The organism is Streptomyces sp. NPDC060028, assembly GCF_042736725.1.
GTDB lineage: Bacteria > Actinomycetota > Actinomycetes > Streptomycetales > Streptomycetaceae > Streptomyces.
Map to the genome: position 1 here is coordinate 16655 of NZ_JBHWVJ010000046.1, position 18396 is coordinate 35050.

At 68.7% G+C, this 18396-nt stretch carries 15 protein-coding genes, 1 pseudogene and 1 CRISPR repeat array (1 of these 17 running past the window's edge); of the genes and pseudogenes, 7 read left to right on the top strand and 9 right to left on the bottom strand.

Annotation, left to right across the window (positions count from 1 at the left end; all coding sequences use genetic code 11):
* Positions 1-470: direct repeats of the CRISPR family, unit length 28 nt; unit sequence GGGTTCATCCCCGCGGGCGCGGGGAGCA (it extends 45 nt beyond the left edge of the window).
* A 680-nt stretch (positions 471-1150) separates the two neighbouring features.
* Together ACFWBF_RS22625 and ACFWBF_RS22630 are read left to right on the top strand one after the other, a co-directional pair.
* Positions 1151-2440, top strand: a complete 1290-nt coding sequence (locus ACFWBF_RS22625; RefSeq protein ID WP_385604733.1) for a flavin monoamine oxidase family protein — start codon at positions 1151-1153, stop codon at positions 2438-2440.
* Between the two features lie 501 nt (positions 2441-2941).
* Positions 2942-4189: an SAM-dependent methyltransferase gene (locus ACFWBF_RS22630; RefSeq protein WP_385604736.1), complete on the top strand. Its 1248-nt coding sequence runs from the start codon at positions 2942-2944 to the stop codon at positions 4187-4189.
* Between the two features lie 76 nt (positions 4190-4265).
* On the opposite strand, the gene ACFWBF_RS22635 is transcribed toward ACFWBF_RS22630, so the two are convergent.
* The 6 genes and pseudogenes from ACFWBF_RS22635 to ACFWBF_RS22660 form a co-directional block, all read right to left on the bottom strand.
* A complete protein-coding gene (locus tag ACFWBF_RS22635; RefSeq protein WP_385604739.1) occupies positions 4266-4595 on the bottom strand; it encodes a hypothetical protein in 330 nt (109 codons plus the stop codon).
* Entirely contained in the window at positions 4592-6634 is a 2043-nt protein-coding gene (locus ACFWBF_RS22640) for an N-6 DNA methylase (RefSeq protein ID WP_385604745.1), read from the bottom strand. The genes ACFWBF_RS22635 and ACFWBF_RS22640 overlap by 4 nt, the downstream gene beginning before the upstream one ends.
* A 681-nt stretch (positions 6635-7315) precedes the next feature.
* Positions 7316-7559: pseudogene (locus tag ACFWBF_RS22645) on the bottom strand (hypothetical protein); the annotation flags it as partial.
* Between the two features lie 365 nt (positions 7560-7924).
* Positions 7925-8299, bottom strand: coding sequence for a DUF6009 family protein (locus ACFWBF_RS22650; protein ID WP_385604748.1), 375 nt, complete (start codon positions 8297-8299; stop codon positions 7925-7927).
* Entirely contained in the window at positions 8296-9822 is a 1527-nt protein-coding gene (locus ACFWBF_RS22655; RefSeq protein WP_385604751.1) for a phage/plasmid primase, P4 family, read from the bottom strand. Before ACFWBF_RS22655 ends, ACFWBF_RS22650 begins: the two co-directional genes overlap by 4 nt.
* Positions 9819-10922 carry a bifunctional DNA primase/polymerase gene (locus tag ACFWBF_RS22660; protein WP_385604754.1) on the bottom strand — a complete coding sequence of 368 codons (1104 nt, stop codon included), beginning with the start codon at positions 10920-10922 and terminating at the stop codon, positions 9819-9821. The genes ACFWBF_RS22655 and ACFWBF_RS22660 overlap by 4 nt, the downstream gene beginning before the upstream one ends.
* 775 nt (positions 10923-11697) lie before the next feature.
* Between ACFWBF_RS22660 and ACFWBF_RS22665 the strand changes: the two genes are divergently transcribed.
* Positions 11698-12138, top strand: a complete 441-nt coding sequence (locus ACFWBF_RS22665; RefSeq protein WP_385604757.1) for a DUF6086 family protein — start codon at positions 11698-11700, stop codon at positions 12136-12138.
* Positions 12139-12182: 44 nt separating this feature from the next.
* Positions 12183-12422, top strand: a complete 240-nt coding sequence (locus ACFWBF_RS22670; RefSeq protein ID WP_385604828.1) for a helix-turn-helix domain-containing protein — start codon at positions 12183-12185, stop codon at positions 12420-12422.
* 82 nt (positions 12423-12504) lie between these two features.
* Here ACFWBF_RS22670 and ACFWBF_RS22675 read toward each other — a convergent pair whose 3' ends face one another.
* A complete protein-coding gene (locus ACFWBF_RS22675; protein WP_385604760.1) occupies positions 12505-12921 on the bottom strand; it encodes a hypothetical protein in 417 nt (138 codons plus the stop codon).
* A 51-nt stretch (positions 12922-12972) separates the two neighbouring features.
* Positions 12973-13677: a hypothetical protein gene (locus tag ACFWBF_RS22680; RefSeq protein WP_385604763.1), complete on the bottom strand. Its 705-nt coding sequence runs from the start codon at positions 13675-13677 to the stop codon at positions 12973-12975.
* Positions 13678-14661: 984 nt separating this feature from the next.
* Here ACFWBF_RS22680 and ACFWBF_RS22685 point away from each other — a divergent pair.
* Positions 14662-15162 carry a hypothetical protein gene (locus ACFWBF_RS22685; protein WP_385604767.1) on the top strand — a complete coding sequence of 167 codons (501 nt, stop codon included), beginning with the start codon at positions 14662-14664 and terminating at the stop codon, positions 15160-15162.
* A gap of 74 nt (positions 15163-15236) precedes the next feature.
* Here ACFWBF_RS22685 and ACFWBF_RS22690 read toward each other — a convergent pair whose 3' ends face one another.
* Positions 15237-15365: a hypothetical protein gene (locus ACFWBF_RS22690; RefSeq protein WP_385604770.1), complete on the bottom strand. Its 129-nt coding sequence runs from the start codon at positions 15363-15365 to the stop codon at positions 15237-15239.
* 581 nt (positions 15366-15946) lie between these two features.
* Between ACFWBF_RS22690 and ACFWBF_RS22695 the strand changes: the two genes are divergently transcribed.
* On the top strand, positions 15947-17107 hold the full coding sequence (locus tag ACFWBF_RS22695; RefSeq protein ID WP_385604773.1) for a ParA family protein: 1161 nt from the start codon (positions 15947-15949) through the stop codon (positions 17105-17107).
* The gene (locus ACFWBF_RS22700) at positions 17104-18369 is read left to right on the top strand and encodes a ParB/RepB/Spo0J family partition protein (RefSeq protein ID WP_385604776.1); all 1266 of its coding nucleotides are present in this window, start codon (positions 17104-17106) and stop codon (positions 18367-18369) included. The genes ACFWBF_RS22695 and ACFWBF_RS22700 overlap by 4 nt, the downstream gene beginning before the upstream one ends.
* Positions 18370-18396 lie beyond the last annotated feature (27 nt).

Consider the following 18396-nt stretch of genomic DNA (forward strand, 5'->3'; position numbering starts at 1 on the left):
CGTCAGGTCGCAGGTGGGTTCATCCCCGCGGGCGCAGGGAGCAAACCGAGCGCGGGGAGCCGATCCTCGCGTACGCGGGTTCATCCCCGCGGGCGCGGGGAGCAGATGGCGGCTTGGCGGCGGCGGGCGGCGCGGGCGGGTTCATCCCCGCGGGCGCGGGGAGCAGCGCCGCTACAGCTGGCTCCTCGACCAGATCGTGGGTTCATCCCCGCGGGCGCGGGGAGCAACGTCCGGCGGATCTGGTGGGGGGTGAAGCAGAGGGTTCATCCCCGCGGGCGCGGGGAGCAGGGCCTGCTGGACGAGGGTCTTGGTGACCGCCAGGGTTCATCCCCGCGGGCGCGGGGAGCAGGCCAAGCTGGGACTGACCGACGCCACGGTGTCGGGTTCATCCCCGCGGGCGCGGGGAGCAGCTCTCTGGCAGCGTCGATGAGGTGGTAAGCCAGGGTTCATCCCCGCGGGCGCGGGGAGCAGGCTTCCTGACCTGGGACTCTATGCGGTCGATGCAGCGTTCTCGAGCACTTTCACTGAACCCGGCAATCCGGCTATAGCTCTCATGCCAGGCAAGGCGCGTGTGCGGGACTGTGGAGGTGATGCGCACGACCCCGCAGCCCACCACCCCGTACGACGTTGCCCGCACCGCCCGGGACGGCCCCCGGTGGCCATTGCAGGACGCCACCCAAGTGGCCGCGAAAAGTCGGTTCTTTCTGCCCGCCGGCCCCCGGCACTCCCAACATGACGGGCCCCGGAGATGCTGGTCCCGAGACACTGTGCAGATCAGGGGCCAGACATAAGAGAGCCCTCAGCCGAAGCTGAGGGCTCCCAGTACGAGTTGGCGACTCAGGCGCGGTCGGCCAGCACGAGATCGAGCTCGTCGCTGGGGGCACCTATTCATTCCCGGCCGGATTCACGGCCACCTGGAGAACCCGGTCGCCGTTCATGAAGTTCTTCGTCGTGGCCTGAGAACGGGCACTGTACGCAGCGTGACACTGGCGTCGGCGTAATCACAGGAGATCCATCGAGAAGACGTGAATTCCAGACAGAGCGTGGCGCGCGACCGGCTGGCGCCCATTCCCGGATAGTGGCTCGCGAGTCAGGCCAGACGACGGTAAGGGAGCAGATCGTGGCGACGTCAGATTCTGAAGTGGATGTCGTGATCGTGGGCGGCGGTTTCGCCGGGGTGACGGCCGCGCGTGAATTGTCGTCGCGCGGACGCCGTGCGGTCCTGGTCGAGGCGCGTGACCGCCTGGGCGGCCGGACTTACACGAAGGACCACGACGGGCATCCGATGGAGTTCGGCGGCACGTGGGTCCACCCTCTGCAGCCGCACGTGTGGTCCGAGATCGACCGCTACGACATTGAGACCGAGACGTTCCCGGTGCTGGAAGGGCTGCGGCAGGCGGTCGTCTCCGGCGGCCGCGTCGTGGACTTGTCCGACGAAGATGCCGCGCGGGCGCTGGAGGCGTTCGACGAGTTCTGTGCCCCGGGCATGACCCTGTTCCCGGAGCCGTTCCTGGAAACGGTGAGTTCGGACCCGGATGGCCTCGGTAAGCGGTCGATGCGTGAGCAGCTCGACACCTTCAAGGCCGAGCCGGCGCTGCGCGACTGGGTGGAGGGGATGTGCTGCCTGGTCGCGTTCGGCCCCCTCGACCAGTCCGGTGCGAGCGAGATCTTCCGCTGCTACGCCCTGTCGGGATACAGCGCGGCGCAGGCCATGGCCGCACTGTCGGCAACGAAGCTGGTGAAGGGGACCCGGGAGCTGATCAACTCCATTGCCGGACAGGCCACGCTGGCCGACATCCGCCTCAACTCGCCCGTGCGGCGTGTCGTCCAGACCGATGACGGGGTGCGGGTCGAGCTGGAGAGCGGCGAGGCCGTCAGCGCGCCGACGGCACTGATCGCGCTGCCGATGAACGTCCTGAACAGTGTGGAGTTCGAGCCCGGCCTGTCCGAAATCAAGCGGACCGCGTCGGCCGACCGGCACGCGGGCGCCGGCAGGAAGTGCTTCGTCCGCGTCAAGGGCGACATCGGCAACGTGAGCATCGTGGCCCCAGAGGCCCAGGCGGTCAACTTCGTGGTCACCTACACCCACGGTCCGGAAGGCTCGTGGCTGATCGTGTTCTCCGCCAACCCGGACAAGCTGCAGATGCCCCAGTTCGACGACGTCCAGGGCATGCAGAGTGCGCTGCAGCCGCTCCTGCCGGGCGTCGAGGTGGAGAGCATCGTCGGCTGGGACTGGTCCAACGACCCGCTCGCGCTGGGCACGTGGTGCATCTACCGGCCGGGACAGCTGGCGAAGGTGCTGCCGGAACTGCGCACCACCGAAGGACGGCTGTTCTTCGCGGGCGCCGACTCGTCGATCACGTGGCGCGGTTTCATCGACGGGGCGATCGAGAGCGGCTACCGCTCCGCCCGCGACATCGACAACTACCTGACCAGCTGATCACCGGCGGCGGCGCCTGCTTCGGGCACCGCCGCCGTGCTCCGGCTACGGGTCCTCGGTAACCGTCAGGGCGGAGGGAGCGAGCACCCACAGCAGGGCCCGGCCGGTGAGTGGCGTGGTGGCGATGAGGGGAGAGGTAGACCTCGGCCACTGATCCGTCGCCCCGCAGGACGTCGAGGTCGCGGGACGTCGAGGTCGCGGGACAGCCGTGACAACAGGAGCAGGGCGGCATCGAGGATGAGCCATGAGGCCAGGTTGGCGCCGATCCACCCCGCCCAGCGTCTGGTGACCTTGCGCAGTACCAGCGACTGCGACAGGCCGAGCAGGGGACCCCGCGCCAGGCTCTGGCTGGCGGCCAGGTGACAGGCCATCGACACGTCCTGGGCGCCGGGCCGATGTTGGACGTCACCCACGCCTTGCGGGGAGCTTTTGCTTTGTGGTCCGGCCTCGAACGATGCCCCTTCAGGCGGGCGGTCGTGTGTGCGGTGGGAGACTGCGCGGATGGATCTTCATACGTTCGAGGGGCTGTTGACCGAGCGGGGTCAGGTGTTGCTGGCTGCTGTGAGCGGTCTCGATCCGGCCGATGAGGTGGCGATGACGGCGCGGCTGCGGGGTGAGTATCCCGCGGAGTGGGTGTCGGCCGCTGTCGAGCAGGTGCGGTTGCGACGGAGAGCCGTGACGAAGTTCGGTGCGGAGGCGTCGCGCATGTACTTCACCCCGGACGGCCTGGAGCACTCGTCTCCTCGGGCTGTGGCGGCGTACCGGGGAGTCCGGATCATGGATGAGTTCGGGATCGTCAACGCCGGCGCGGTGGGGTGCGGGGTCGGAGGTGACGCGTTCGAGATGGCCCGGGCGCCGATGGTGACCGTACTGGTCGACCAGGACCCGCTGGCCTGCGCGGTCGCACAGGCGAACGTGCGCGCGCTGGGCGGCATCGTTGCGGAGTTCGTGTTGGCGCGGCAGTGCGCGGACCTCGCGGAGATGGCGCAGGAGACCGTGGGGTGCTCGGAGTCGGTCTTCATCAACCTCGTGCAGCGCAGCGGCCGGGACGGGGACGTCGGCTCCCCGGCGTACTGGCCTCCGCTGGAGTGGGCACTGGACGTCGTGCGCGAAGTCGGCACGGGAGCTGTCAAGGTCGCATCGGACATCGCACGGGACATCGCACGGGACATCGCACGGGAAGCCATACCCGACTGCTCCGAGACGGAATGGATCTCCTACCGCGGACAGGTCACCGAAGCCGTCCTGTGGTTCGGCCTGTCCGAGCACGACGCGAACTGGCCCGACACCCCCGTGCCCCACGGTGTGCGCCGTGCCACCGTGCTTCCCGGGGGAGCGTCCCTCACCAGCCGCGGCCTGCCCGCCCCGGCGGTGCGCCCGGTCGGTCGTTACCTGTACGAGCCCGATAACGCCGTCGTCCGTGCCGGCCTGCTCGCCGAGGTCGCGCAGGACGTCGGCGGCGGCCTCATCGACGAGACCGTCGCCCACCTCACCGCGGACACCCTGCACGCCACCGCGTTCGCCACCGCGTACGAGATCACCGACGTGTTGCCGTACGACGTGGAGAAGCTCCAGGCGCTGCTGCGTGAGCGCGGGATCGGCGAACTGTCGGTGAAGGAGCGCGGCGTGGCCGTCGTGCCGGACGAGCTCTCCCCCTGCGGCACGACCCCCGGCCCGAACACGGCCACCGTGATCCTCACGCGCGCCGCGGGAGCCCCCGTCATGCTGCTCGGCCATCCGATCGGCTGAGCCCAGCGCCCGGAGGAGCGCCACGCGAGCGAGCACATCCAGCGCGAGCCGCCGCTTCAGACCTTGCCCACAGTGCCTAGCGAGGCCTTTTCAGCTCCCTCACCGCAGCCATCACACCCAGGCAGATCCCGATCGACGTACCGAACGCCGTACCGCCGGACAAGACGGCCTCCGCCCAACCGGCGCCGTCGAGCGACTTCAGGATGCCGACGGACATGGCGACGACCAGCGAGAAGAGCACAACCGTCAGCAGCCACGGCACCCATGCGGTGGTGGAGCCGGTGACCGAGGCCTGCTGCGGAACCGCCGGATCGGTTGGAGCAGTCATGAGGAGTTCCCTTTCAGAGGTGTGATGCATCGGTGAGCGGAACAGCAGGCCGTGCGGGTCATTGGTCGTGCGGGTCACCCGTCGTGGGACCACCCGCCCATCAGGCGTTCTGCCATGGCGGCCCGCGCATCCGAGACCGCTTCCGCGAAGCGGCGGTGCGCCGTGGCCTGGTCCTCAAGAGCGGCGAGCGCCTCGGCGATGCGTAGTTGCTCCTCGAGCGGCGGGAGGACCAACGGCTGGTTGCCGAGTGAATGGGCGCTGATCGACGGCGCGGCGGTCGCCGCCGCTCGGTCGCGCACCCAAGTCACTGCGTCGGGCCGGCACAGGTAGTCCAACAGGTACCTGGGGTCCACTGGTGCTCCCGGGTGCAGGCGCAGCCGTAGCAGGTTGGGGCTCATCACCCAGCCGGCCTGCCCTTCCCGTACCAGCGCGGGCGGCCCCATCGCCCCTGACCTGATGCACGCGATGTCACCCGGCACCAGCCGGAAGTCCCGTAGCCGCCCGGCGAGCCGGGCCGGGATGCGCTCGGCGCCCGTGTCCTCGATGTGCCCCTGTCTCAAGTGCCTCGGGAACACCACGGGCACGTCGCCGTCCGGCGTACGCTGCTCCGTGCCCAGAAGTGAGTACGAGGGGCCCGCCTTGATCGCGCACACGTCAGCCAGTACCACCTCGGCCCATCCGGTCGGCAAGCGACCGGCCGCCCCCCGAGCCGGCCGCCGCGGGGACCGGGGCCCGAGCCCGGCATCGGTGACCACGGCGTCCGCCTCCCGCAGCTCCCGCCCGCGGGCTTCGATCTCCTGCCAGGCCTCGGTGGCGGCCGCGTCGGCCGCAGCCCCGTCCGGCTGGTCGGCGAGGACGTGGTCGGTGGCGCTGAGCGAGTAGCCCCGGGCACGAAGGGTCTCCCGAGTAACCAGCGCGGACCGCACCCCGCGGTCCCGGCCCGCCCACCCAGCGCCCAGGCAGGCATCCACAACGGCCTGGACATTCGCATTGTCGAGGACCCGTTTGCCCTTCTGCAGGGTGCCCAGGCTGCGGGCGTCGACGAACAGCACCTCGTCGCAGGGACGCGCATGGTGCCTGAGGAACCACAACGACACCGGTACTGGTGTGCTGGAGAACAGTCGGTCCGGCAGCGCGACGACGCACCTCACCACACCGCGTTCCACCATGTTCCGGCGGATCTCCGCCTCCGCCGCATTCGTCGAGTTCCCCGCCTTGTTGGGCATCACGACGCCGGCGGATCCGCCTTCCGCGAGGGAGGTGAGCACGTGTTGCACGTAGGCGAAGTTGTCGTTGCCGACCGGAGGGGCACCGTACGGCCACTCCCCGTCGCCACGCGCCTCCCCCGCCGAATCGCTCATGTTGAACGGGGGGTTGGTGAGAATGAAGTCGAAGCGGGTCGCGCGACGCCCATCTACGGAGCTCCAGGGGGCCCCGCGTGTCAGGCGCAGGTCGGGGCGGACGCCCTGGAGGGCCAGGTTCATGCTCGCGAGCCGCCACGTGTCACGCCCGGGGCTGGATCCGCGCACGTCGAGAGCGCTCGGCCCCGTGCCCTGCACGGCGCAGTAGGCGGCAGCCTCGGCAAGAAGCTCGCCGCCACGGGCATAAGGGTCGTAGATGCTGCTCGGCACCCCCACTTCGCAACCGCTGCGGGCGACCCCGGTCATGATGGTCGACACCGCGCGTGGGGTGAAGAACTCGCCGCTGCGCAGTCCTGCGCGGGTCTCGTACTCACAGAGGATGAGGCGGAACGCGCCCCGTCCCAGCAGGCCGACCGCCTTCACCACGCGCTTGAGGTCGTCGTACGTACGGGGCTCCAACCGCAGGACCGCCTCGCGCATTCCGGGCAGCACGGCGAGCCCCTTGAGCTGTTCGTCCACCGCCGAGCCGATGTGGTGCAGCAAGGCGTTGGCACCGTCCGAACCGGTTCCGGTGGAAGCCCGCCGCACGACGCCGTCCCACCGCGCACCTCCCGTCATCCGCAGGAAGTGGAGGCAAAGCAGGAGATTCATGTAGTCGACGACCGAGCCGGCCCCGCGGACCCGGTCGGCCAGATCCCCCATGAGTTCCCGTACGCGCTCCTGATCGAGGGGATCCGGCTCCTCGGGCTCTGACACGGATACAGTCCCAGTGGCGGGGGCGGCGACTGACTCACTCGGGGTGAGAGCCCGGCGTGCCCGGTCTCCGTACGTGACTCCCTCGGCCTCTGCGGTATCCCGGAACCGCCGGGGGACGGGGCGGGCGTCGAGCCAGGCGAGGACGGCCTCCTGATGAAAGAACTCGGCCTCGCCGGCCCTCACGGGAGCAGGAAAGCCGGGTTCGCGGCCCCAGGAGGTGACGGTCGGTCTGGCGACGCCGGCCCATGAGCCGATCTGCGACCGCGTGATCAACCGGTCGCCGTGTGGTGCTGGAGTACTGGCCATGACTGGCTCCCCCGAACTGTCCGTGTACGGCGTTTCGTTGGGGCCAACGTTAGAGGTACTGAACCCGTATGTTCCACTGCGCACTCCGGATGCGCAGATGACGCACACGGGCCTCCACGTAGATGCCGAGGACAGAGATCGGCCTTTTTATCCACTTCTGCAGCTTCAAATTGGCTGAGCAGCCAGTGCCCATCGCAGGGGAGGCCGGAACCGGCTTAGCTATCCAGGGTGGCCGACGAAGACCCGGCGAGGCACCCCTGCAGGTTCATTCCCGCGGGCGCGGGGAGCAGAGTTCCTGACCTGGGACTCTATGCGGGCGATGCAGCATTCTCGAGCACTTTCACCGAATCCGGCAATCGAGCCATAGCTCCTATTCTTCACCACGTAGTTCACGAGCCAGTCGTGCACTCCGGATCGCCGGCAGCGTCGCCGCGGTGTCGTCCGCCTCCCGGAGTCGCCACGTACGTTCCTGCTGTGTCTTGAGCCGCCTCGTGAGCGCGCGCAGCTTGCCGAGGTCTACACCGTGATCGTCGCCGTGCTTCTCGTTCACCGGGCGCGTCTTCGGGTCCTCGGGTTCGGCCACCTCAGCCTGCTGTCCGCCACGTGGGAGGTGCAACAACCTACGCCGCAAGTCGGCCAGCTCCCAGGTCCGCAGGAAGGGCCACTGCGCGACGAGTTCCCGTACCAGGGGCCCGTAGCCACGCGTGCAGCGCACCGACGGCCAGCCCGGTGAGGACGTCAGCTCGACCGCGAGCCGATGGCCCGTACGATCGGCCACCGCCTGCAGGGCGTTCCGCTGCGTCGCCAGGCGGCTGCTCGGTCGTGCGACCGAGACTGCCAGGCCCGTGCGCGCTTCGGTCTGCGTTGAGTCGCTCCAGGAAACAGCAGGTCAGAGCGTGATGCGTACACGATCAGCGACTCAAGCGACTGACGCTTGGACATTCAACAAAGCCAGCCGCGAAGTCCGTCCCCGGTGCTGAGCGGTCAGGCGTCCGCCGCCTGGGCCGGGCGCTCCGAGCGTTCCGTCTTGCGGCCCTTGCTGCCCGCCGTGAGCGTGGTCGGGTCCACGGCCTCCGCCGGGGCGCCGGTGGCGTAGAGGCCGTCGGGGACCGAGTCGCGGTCGTGCGGCAGGAGCCAGAAGACGCGGCGGCGGAAGGTGCCGCTGGAGCGCGACGGCTTGGCGCCCGGGCCGAGCTGGGCGTAGCCGACAAGGCGCCCGTCGCGGTGGTAGGCGGGCTTGCCGCGGCGGGTGGGGAGGCGGTCCAGGGACTGGCGTACGTAGTCGAGTTCGGTGACGTCCTCGAGCCAGATGAGGTCGATCTCGTGGTGGATCTCGTCGTCGGAGATGAGGGAGCTCATGCGTTCTCCTCCTCTGCGAGCAGGCCGATGCCGGGGTAGTACTTCTTCGAGTTGGACAAGATCATTTCTTTGGGTGAGGCGAGGCCCACGAGCTCGCGGGCCCGCGCCGCGAAGGCGCGGGAGGAGATGGTGGGCGCTCCTTCATTCTGGCACCAGGTGCGGTAGACGTTGTAGAGGCGGGCTTGTTCCGCCCGGTGATCGGCGTGGAAAGTGCAGCACTCCTCGAAGAACCGGCCGGTGTGGTCCTCGGTTTCCGCGTACGCGGTCGTGGCGATCCGCACCGGCTCGGGACCGGTGAGGTCCTTCTCCCCCGCCAGGTAGCGCCGGGCTCCGTCGATGAGCCAGGCCAGGATCCCGGCGCCTTCCTCGGTGACGAGGATGTCGGCGAGGTTGTCGATCTTCCGGTCGTCGGAGACGACCTTTTCGAACGGGACCAGCCGCATGCGCCGCCAGAAGGCGAAGCCGCCGGTGCCGACCTCGGGGCGGTGGTTGCCGATGAGCCACAGCTTGTGCGTGGGCGCGAAGGAGAAGAAATCCTGCCGCATCCGCCGGGCCTTGATGCGGTCGCCGCCGGTGAGGAGCTTGACGCGGGCCTCGTCGAACTTGTCGCCGGGCTTGACCTCGGAGCACACGATCACGCGCCGGCCGTGCAGTTCGGCGAGCTCGGTGGGGTGGCCGTCGAAGGCACGGGCCATCAGGAAGCCGGGCGGGGCGGCGTCGGCGTAATCGCCCAGCAGCTTCATCAGGACGTCCAGGAGGACGGACTTGCCGTTCTTGCCCGAGCCGAACAGGAAGGGCATGACCTGGGCGCCGACGTCGCCGGTGATGGAGTAGCCGAGCATCAGGTGCAGGAAGTCGATCATCTCCCGGCCTTCGGCATCGGCGCCGAAGGTGTCGGTGAGGAAGCGGTTCCAGCGCGGAGTGGGCTGCGACTGCGGGCCGGTGGACGTCGAGCGGGAGTGGAAGTCCTTGTCCGGCTCGGGCGCGCGGATCAGCCCGGTGTGCAGGTCGACGATGCCCGCCGGCGTGCACAGGGCGTACGGGTCCGCGTCGAGGAGCTCGGCCCGCAGGACCATGCCGGGGGCCGCCTTGGCCTGCGTGAGCATGGCGTTCATGCCCGAGGTGCTCAGCGCCCGGCGCCGGTGCTTCTGGAGCGACTGGTTGCTGTGGATGCCGCGGGGGTCGGTCGTGGCGATGGCCTCGGCGAGGTCTCCGGCCGCCCAGACGACCGTGTCGTCCTCGTCGACCTGCCAACGGGTGGTGTCCCACCGGTACCAGCCCAGACCGGGCACGTGCCGGTAGTCCCCGGCGTACAGGCGGACGAACAGCTTGGCGTTGCCGCGGTCGCTGAGCGTGTCCGGAACCAGCCCTGCCGGCGTGGCGTGTTCCAGGTGCGCGCGCTCGCCGCCCTGGGCCGGTACGGGAGCAGGTCCCGGCGCCGGCTCCTGGGCGAGGATCTGAGCGGCGATGGCCTCGGGGTCGAAGTCGAAGAGGTAGCCGTCGGTTTCGGGGGCGGGATTCACCGGCGGCCTCCAAGGTGCAGGGGGCGCTGCGCGCCGGCGGCCATGCCGCTGCGGATGATCTGGGCGGCGCGCTGGGCCTGCCCGGGACGGGTCGCCTCAGCGGTCTCCTGCAGGGCCCCCTCCGCGGCGGCCAGGCCCAGGTGTCCGGCCGCGACGAGGCCACCCAGGGTGTACGCCGCCCGGTTCAGCTTCTCCGTGAACCCGGCGCCCTCGGTGACCTGGGCGCACTCGGCCACGTCCGCGAGCAGCGCCGCCAGGAGCCGCGAGGTCTGGGTCTGCCCGCCGCCCGCCGCCAGGACCGCCTGGCGTGCACGGGGCGGTACGGGCCTGGGAGCGGGGATGTGAGGGGCCGGCAGGTGTCCGGTGCGCTGGAGCTCCTGGGCGAGCCAGGCGGGCAGCGGAGCGGGCCTACGGACACTTCCTACGGGCTTGTACGTCCCTGCGGCCGTGGTGGTGCCCGGAGCGATGATGTAGCCGCCGTGGGCCCGTACGTCGACCTGCCAGGCCAGCGCACGCCGGCCGGAGCCCGTGGAGCACTGCCAGCGGCGCCCGTCGGTGGCCCGGTACCAGACGTGGAGCCCGCCGGAGGGCGTACGCACCCGCAGCGTGGAGGCGTCCTCTGCGGGGCTCCGCTCGCCCCGCAGGGCGGCGAGTACGGCCAGGGAGTGGTAGCCGGTGGTCATCTTGGTGACGTCGATGTGCTCCCCGATGGCGATGCCGGGCAGGAGCCGGTCCCGGGAAGGGATTTCGCTCTGGTGCGCGTCGACGTCGATGACGACCAGGTCGGCCGGACCGCAGGCCACGCCGACGCCCAGGGCGGGGTTCTGGCCCCACCAGTGGTCGATCCGGGAGTAGTCCAGGGTCGCTGCGTGAAAGCCGTGGCACCAGCGGCCGGCGGCCAGGCAGGCACAGCCCTTGTGGGTGTGCGCGGGGGCACTGCAGTCCCGGCAGTTGGAGGCCGGGGTCTTGCGCCCGGAGGCAAGCGGGTGAACCGGCCAGCCGTTGCTGGCACACCACCGGGCCAGGCGCAGGCCTGCGATCGAACGCTCAGGGGTGGGCTGCCCTGAGTCGCTGCGAGAAAACCGCAGCTCAGCGGGCATTCGTTTCCCCTCACAGCGACTGAAGCGACTCAACAACGAACACAGACTAGCGAAGTCGACCTGGCAGCGTGCGCAGCGTGTCGCAAACACCCGGCCGGTGTGTCGCCCGACTGAACCCGAGTGCATGCTCAGCCGGCTGCTTGAGGTGGGCTCAGCGGCGGCCGGAGCGCTGAGTCAGCGACTCAAGACTGAAGCGCAGCGACCGAGCGGTTTCAGTCGCTTGAGTCGCTCTTCACAAAACCGCAGGTCAAAGCCTTGAACAGCGCCTAACAGCGACTGAAGCGACTGAAGCCTCCTATATATGACGCACACGCGCACACATGAATGTCCTCATATACCTGAGCTTGAGTCGCTTCAGTCGCTGTTTTTCCTGCTCCAGGGCTCTGACCTGCGCTTTCGGCAGCGACTCAAGCAGCGACCGAACCACTTCTTGGGTCACTGGCCTTCAGTCGCTGCCGATACGCGGGGCAGGCAGGCAGTCATCTGGCACGCCCGCAGTCCGGACTCGACGCGTCCCTCGCACGACTCGAGTCCGCTTCGCAACGCAGGAAGCCCACGGGCGGACTCCGCCGGCTCGGGCTTCCGCCGGCACCGGGCTTTCCCGGCTGACGACCACCCGATCGAGCTATCTGCCCTGGCGGTCGCAGCCAGGGCAGCATGCCCGCAGCCCTCGTCCACCACTGGAGTCCGGCCAGGAAGCAAGGCGGACGACGGTGATGATCCGGCTGGATACCTGGATACGGTGACGGCAGTGAGCAAGTGAAAGGCGGCGGCGGTGAGCCAGTACTTCGACGTGGGCAACGAGACCCTGTGGAACCCGTCCAACGGCGCCTCCCGAATGTTCCAGCGCCAAGTGCCGGTCTTCGAGGCGGAGCTGGAGCTCCCTTCGGGCATTGGTTCGATGGAGAACGAAGAGTGCCAGATCGACCCGGCCGTCTTCGGGGCCTTCGCCAATGCCCTGCTGGCGCAGCACCGAAGAACAAGCCACGCCATCGTGCTCGCCCTGTCCGAGGGCTTCACTGCCACAGTGCTGGTACTTGCAGAGCGGGCCGGGATCAAGCCGGACTGGGCAAGGCTCGGGGGCAGCCCGCAGGCCCCGCTCGAAGACGTGCAGGCTTCCACCGTCGCAGGGATGTCCGCGCCGCCTGAAGGGGGCGCCTGGGGTGCGGGACTGCGTGAGAAGGCGGAGGAGCTGGGACGACGTATGCCCCGCTGAACAGAGCAGCCGCCCTGCTGCGGGGACCGTTCACGGACACCGAACTGTCCGCGCAGGTGGGCATCAACGTCGTCAACCTGTCCGTGCTCAAGAATGACCGCGCCAAGGCCCTCCGCTTCTCGACCCTGTCGAGGATCTGCGAGGTCCTCGGGTGCCAGCCGGGAGATCTGATCACCCACGACCCGTCGAGTGGGCCCGGCCGAGCCTGGAGCGGCCGGCTGGGCGACACCGCAGCTGTGTGCGAAGCAATCCGGCTGGGCGGAAGCCCTGCGCCGCGGATATAGTGGGGCCACCAAGTTACTCAGGCACAGAAGGCCCTCCACCCCGGTGGAGGGCCTTCTGACTTGTCTGCACCGACGTCCCAGGTCAGGCGACCTGGAGCTTCGGGCGGCCCGTCGGGGCGGGCGGGGCCTGGTGGTACGTCGGCAGCTTGAGGTTGGGCAGGTCCCCGGCCTGGATGCGGACGAGCGCGGCACGGAAAGCCGCCTCCATGGCCTCGGGGTTCTCGTACTTCGCCGCGAGCGGGTGGAGCCGGTACGAGTTCCCGTTCCGCTCCTCGCTGCGCGGCCGCAGGACGATGTTCAGCTCGCACAGGGGCGCCATGAGGCCGCTCACGGCCTGGGGCGTGACCCCGTACTCGGCCGCCATGTCCTTCTGCCGTACCGGCAGCGCTCCCCCGAAGTCGCTGCGGGAGACGAGGTATTGCAGGAACTTGACGGCGGACCCTGACAACGGCAGGGCCCAGATGCGCTCCGCGACGATCGGAGACATGACGTTAGCCATGGGACGGCCTTCCTCGTGAGCGGTCGCCCGTGCACGGGCCTGGCAGCACTATCACCCGGTACGCTTCCTTCCCCCAAAGCCGGCTTCGACGCCGAAGTCGAGGTCCAGCTCCTCCTGATGGGCGCCTTCCGGCCCCACCGCGTACGGGAACGCCTCGGCGTCGCGGTCGTGGCGCTCGGCGATCTCGGCGAGTACCTCGTGCTGGGCCGTGCTGTTGCCGTGGAACCACAGGCGCACGTTGATCTGGATCCGGCCGTTGCCGGCCTTCTCCACCCAGTTGTAGCCGCAGAGCGCCTGGACGGCACGGTTCACGGTGGAACGCGTGATCATCTTGCCGCCCTTCTGTGCGGCGATCTTGTTCAGCCCGTCGGTGATCTCTTGCTGCGTGTACTGGGTGATGCCGGTGCCGGGCAATTGCCCGCCGGCCACGAAGAGGAAGACGCAGAGCTGGGACTTCGTGATGCTGTTTGCGACGGCCAACTGCGCCAGGAGCTGTGTGAACCAGTTGCTGGCCAGGCTGTAGCCGGCGTCCCCGGCCATGTCGTGGACGGACCTCGGGTCCGCCGCGTACTCGAAGTGGACGCCCTTGAGCCGACGACGGCCGCCGGGGTCGGTGGCGTGCGCCACCTTCTCCCCGAGTTGCTGGCCGAGGACCGCCAGGATGTCTCCGTACTCGGCTTCGTTCCCTGCCGCGCTGGGGGCGGGGACGGGCCGGGGCCCGCGCTGTCGACGACGGGCGGGCGGATCAGATGTCACAAGACCTCCTTATTACTCAGGCGGTCCGAGGCTATCCAAAAAATCAACGTGCGCTTGTCTTTTGGTGCGTCGGCGCGCCGGGAGGTGCCTCCGATGAACAGCTCTCACGCCGGACGCGCGATAAGTACACGCCGCGTGAAGTTATTTTTCGACCAGGCCCCGAAAGTCCACGACTGCTTGATTTAGCGTGTCGTGATGACAGCACATTCCGGGAGGGCCTAGGGCGCGCGCAAGTGCCCTGGGCCGCCCATGCCTGATGCTCTGACCTGCATCGATCCGCGGGCTGGTGCCTCCTGCAGAAAATCAACGGGTGCTTGATTTTCCGGCCAAATGTGCCCGCTGGGTACACACTTGAAGGATCCAAATGTGCTCCCCACGACACATCCCCTCGGAGAAACCAGCAGGTCAGAAGCCTGTCAGCGCGGCGCCCTCTTACTACAAGAGCAACGTGCACAGCCACCTGAGCCAGCATCAGCCCCCGGGGGTCTCCCGTCTCCACGAGCCCGAACCCAACACACCAAGGACGAAGGCCCTCTCGACACCACTCCCCCACTCACACCAGCCAAAGGACAGCAGCCATCACTGAGCCGTCCGTCTGATCCAGCCCGCGGTCCCCCGCCTCAACCCGCCGACTCGCTGGCCACACTTGGCTTCGGCCCTCATGCCCAGTGAGGGCGCCCAGCGCCCGAGGGGTGCACCGGCGACCGTCAGGGAGCCGGGGCAGGGCATGAGGGTGAGCGGGTCCAGGGCGCCCGAGCGCCTGGCGAGGGGGTCTGGGGGGCGAGCAGCCCCCCATGCCACGGCCGGTCCAGCGCGGCCAGGCGCTGGCGGGGTCCAGGGGCTGGCCCCTGGGATTCACCATCCGAGGCCGACGACGGACAAGAGTCCGGCCTGAGACGAAACCATGGCGAGGGACGGTGGCTGGCAGGCATGTTGTTATCGTTCAGCTTTGCTTTCGCGCACACGACCAAGGGAGGCCGGCGGATGTCCGCTCTGGACTTTTACGCCCATGTAGCCACTCGCTGCGACGTACTCGGGGCAGGCGTCGGCACTGACCCCGATGGCTGGGAAGCCGCTGCGGGGGCGGGATTCCTCGACGTCCCCGGGGGCGGCTTCCTCCGACGGGACTACGGCCTCGTAGAGATCAACTTCTCCCCGGACGAACACGGGCTGATGTCCTGCTTCGGCTTCGGCGTAAAGATTCAGCGGCTGCTCTACGACCAGTCCCCGGGCACCGTGCCGTCACCGCTCTCCCGGCAGTACGGGAGCTTCGCGCCCAGAGTTCCGTTCGAGGACCTTCGGGTCGCAGTCCTGGCCTTGGGCCACACTCTCCAACTCGATGACGAGTCGCGTGACATGCGCCGCTATCGCGTGCCGGAGTCGGGCGCCCACATCCACGTCATCGTCGACCCGGACCCGTATGGATCCGGCGACCCAGACCCGGACGGCCATCAGGTTGGCGACGTGTGGTCCATCGAGGTGTGATGGAGTAATTGTCAAGAGTTGTGGAGGATGAGAGTCGCTGAGGCGGGCGGCGCAGTTGACGGGGGCGTGTTCGGTCAGTCGTAAATCTCGAGATGCAGGATGGTGGCCCAGTCGCTGGTGACCAGCAGCAAGTTGCGCCACCATTCTGGGTCCTCTGTGCGGTTCTGCGGTTCGGCTTCAGTGTGTGAGCTGAGCACGTTCATGCTGCGAGGTTCTTGGGGCGTTCGCTGAGCTGACCGCGCGCGTGCCTCCCGGAACCCGAACCGATGCACAGGTCACGATCTGCTGGATCGACTCCACGGGGCTGGCACAACGCCCGAGAGCGGAGCTATCCGAAATCTTCCGGCAGAACGGGCAAAAAACGGCTCACAGAATGGCACCTCAGAACGCCGATCTCCACCCTCCCGGTGCGATGTGGCCTTGCGTCACGCACAAGGCCGCCAGAGGGCCGTACAGGGCTTTCCGGTCGTCTTAACCCACCTTTGAAGCCCACGATGACACCTCAACGGCTCAATCGGTCAGAACTGCGGACGCCGGTAACCAACCGTCCAGTCGGTATCCAGCTCGTTGCGGCAGGACCTCGATGGCGACGTCCGCCTGCTGCTGAAACAGCTCTTGCTCATCGTTCGGCCACGGAGAGGGACCCGGTGGGTATGGCCGGTGCCCCGATCGATCCCCTTGGCGGGGAGTTGGGCACCTTTAGCGTGATAGGACAGACAACTCGGGCGGAATGTTTTCGGTGCGCCTCTTCGCCTTCCCCCTAGAAGGTTAGTAAGGTACCCACATGACCGCCCCATACGATCCGGAAGTCAGGGAAAAGGTAGTTGCCAAGCTGCCGGCGTCCCTCAGGCAGGAACTCAAGGTCCGCGCTGCCCAGTTGGGCGTGGACATCCAGGACGCCGTCACCGAAGGCATCCGCGCATGGCGAGCCGATGCCTCGGCGGCCACCCCCGTGGACACCTCCGGTGCCTCGTCGTTCTCCACGTACCTCCCCACCGGCCTGTACGGGGAGTTCAAGGAGGACTGCCGAGTGCGGGAGATCCCGTACAACCAAGGCGTCGCCCAGTCGATTCGCCTGTGGCTCGACACCCACCCCTCCCCCATGGGCAGACGCCGACCCTCCAACGAAGGCGCCCGCCGGATCGTGGTCTGCAACCAGAAGGGCGGCGTGGGCAAGAGCGCCATCAGCAACGGCCTTTCCCAGGCCCTCGCCGAGACCGGCGCCCGCGTCTGCGTCATCGACTTCGACCCCCAGGGCCACCTCACCCGCCACCTCGGCGCCGAAATGCTCGGCATCAAGGAACCCAGCCTCGCCAAGCACATGCTGGGGGAGATCGAAGGGCGCGTCCGCGACCTCCTCGTGCCCATCGAGCACGGCGTGTTCGCCGGCCGGCTCTTCCTGCTCCCGTCCTGCAAGGACGCGTTCCTCTTGGACGCCCGACTCGCCACCACGCGCAACGTCCGCACCAAGGAAACCGCCCTGGAGAAGGCCCTGGAGGAACTGGAGAAGGAGTTCGACTACATCGTCGTCGACTGCCCGCCCAGCCTCGGCTACACCATGGACACCGCCCTCTACTACGCACGCACCCGCGAGGGCGAGGGCGCCAAGACCTCCGGCATCATCGTCCCCGTCCAGGCCGAGGACACCTCCGCCGACGCCTACGACATGCTCAGCGAGCAGCTCGAGGACCTCATCGACGACCTCGACATCGACATCACCCAGCTCGGCTTCGTCGTCAACCTCTACGACAGCCGCAAGGGCTACGTCGTCACCTCCTCCCTCCACAGCTGGAAGGAGTTCGGCGACCCGCCCGTCATCACCGTCATCGCCGACCTGAAGGAGCAGCGCGAAGCGGTGCGCGTCAAACTGCCCCTCCTGCACTACGCCCCCGACTGCGAGCAGTCCGAGGCCATGCGCGAGATCGCCCGGAGGATTTCCACATGAGCAAGAGCGACCTCCTCGGCACCGGCGCCGCCTTCAGCAACGCCCGCCGCACCGGCGGCCGCAGCGAACGCGGACGCGCCAAGGCCATCGCCCAGGGCGACGTGCCGAGCTACGAACTCATCCGCGTCCCCCTCGACCAGGTCTCCCCCAGCCCCCTCAACCCGCGCCGGAACTTCGGCACCGACGAGGACAAGACCCGCTTCGGCGAGGAGCTGCGCCAGGCCCAGCTCTCTGCCTGCGTCGTCACCACCCGCAGTGCGTACCTCGGGCTGTGGCCCGAGCACGAGTCCCGCATCGGCTCGGCCGCGTACGTCCTCATCAACGGCGAGCGCCGCTTCCGCAGTGCCCTGCACGTCGGACTGGAGTCGCTGGACTTCGTCGTACGCGACGACCTCGCTGCCTCCCGTACGGATTTCATCGACCACCTCCTCGCCGAGAACCTCGAGCGCGAGGACTTCGACGTGATCGAGCGGGCCCGCGGTGTCCAGCAGCTGGTCGACACCTGCGCCGACGAAGGCCGGGAGCACGGAGCCAAGTCCCGGGCCGCCGAGCGCCTGGGCCGCTCCCCCTCGTGGGTCACCAACCAGCTCGTGCTGCTGGAACTGCCCGAGGAAATCCAGATCCTGCTCAGCTCCGGCGAACTGCCCGAACGCGACGGCCGCCTGCTCGCCCGTACGGCGAAGGACCGGCCCGGGGCGGGTGCGGCGGAACTCCTGGCTTTCCTGAAGGGCTCCAAGGAACAGGAAGCCGAGGCGAAGGCAGCCCAGCGGGAGATACTGCGCACCGTGCAGGAGCCAGCTGCGGTACAGCAGCCAGCGGCAGCGAGCCCGGCCGGGGGAGTACCGGAAGTCGTGGCGGAGGCACCGGAGCCGACCTCGCAGCCGGCCCGACTTTTGTCCGCGGACAAAAGTCCGGAGACCTCGAGCCCGGTGTCCGCCCCCGCCGAGGCCCCGAAGCGGGAAGCCGAGCCGGCCCACCCGACGCCGGCTCCGACGCCTGCTGTACCGGTGGCCGTACCGGTGGTCACGCCGACGCCGGTCGCCGAAGCGCCCGCCGAAGCGCCTGCCAAGGCGGAGCCCGAGGTGGGGGAGCGCGAGGCGGAAGGCGTCATTCCTCCCCAGGCCGCCAGAGCCACGGAGACGCCCTCGATTCCGTGGCAGGACCCGAAGGCCATGTACCAAGTCATCTGGGCGAACATGTCGGCCAAGCACCGAGCCGAGCTGACGATGCTCCTGATCGAGAACAACAACCAGCGGAGCTAACCGGCCGCTGCTGCTCGTCCTGAGGGC

Excerpts from the sequence above, each read along its gene's own strand:
- ACFWBF_RS22695 (WP_385604773.1), top strand. The coding sequence starts at position 15,947 with ATGACCGCCCCATACGATCCGGAAGTCAGGGAAAAGGTAGTTGCCAAG.
- ACFWBF_RS22675 (WP_385604760.1), bottom strand. The coding sequence starts at position 12,921 with ATGGCTAACGTCATGTCTCCGATCGTCGCGGAGCGCATCTGGGCCCTG.
- ACFWBF_RS22685 (WP_385604767.1), top strand. The coding sequence starts at position 14,662 with ATGTCCGCTCTGGACTTTTACGCCCATGTAGCCACTCGCTGCGACGTA.
- ACFWBF_RS22660 (WP_385604754.1), bottom strand. The coding sequence starts at position 10,922 with ATGCCCGCTGAGCTGCGGTTTTCTCGCAGCGACTCAGGGCAGCCCACC.
- ACFWBF_RS22630 (WP_385604736.1), top strand. The coding sequence starts at position 2,942 with ATGGATCTTCATACGTTCGAGGGGCTGTTGACCGAGCGGGGTCAGGTG.
- ACFWBF_RS22650 (WP_385604748.1), bottom strand. The coding sequence starts at position 8,299 with ATGAGCTCCCTCATCTCCGACGACGAGATCCACCACGAGATCGACCTC.
- ACFWBF_RS22690 (WP_385604770.1), bottom strand. The coding sequence starts at position 15,365 with ATGAACGTGCTCAGCTCACACACTGAAGCCGAACCGCAGAACCGCACA.
- ACFWBF_RS22700 (WP_385604776.1), top strand. The coding sequence starts at position 17,104 with ATGAGCAAGAGCGACCTCCTCGGCACCGGCGCCGCCTTCAGCAACGCC.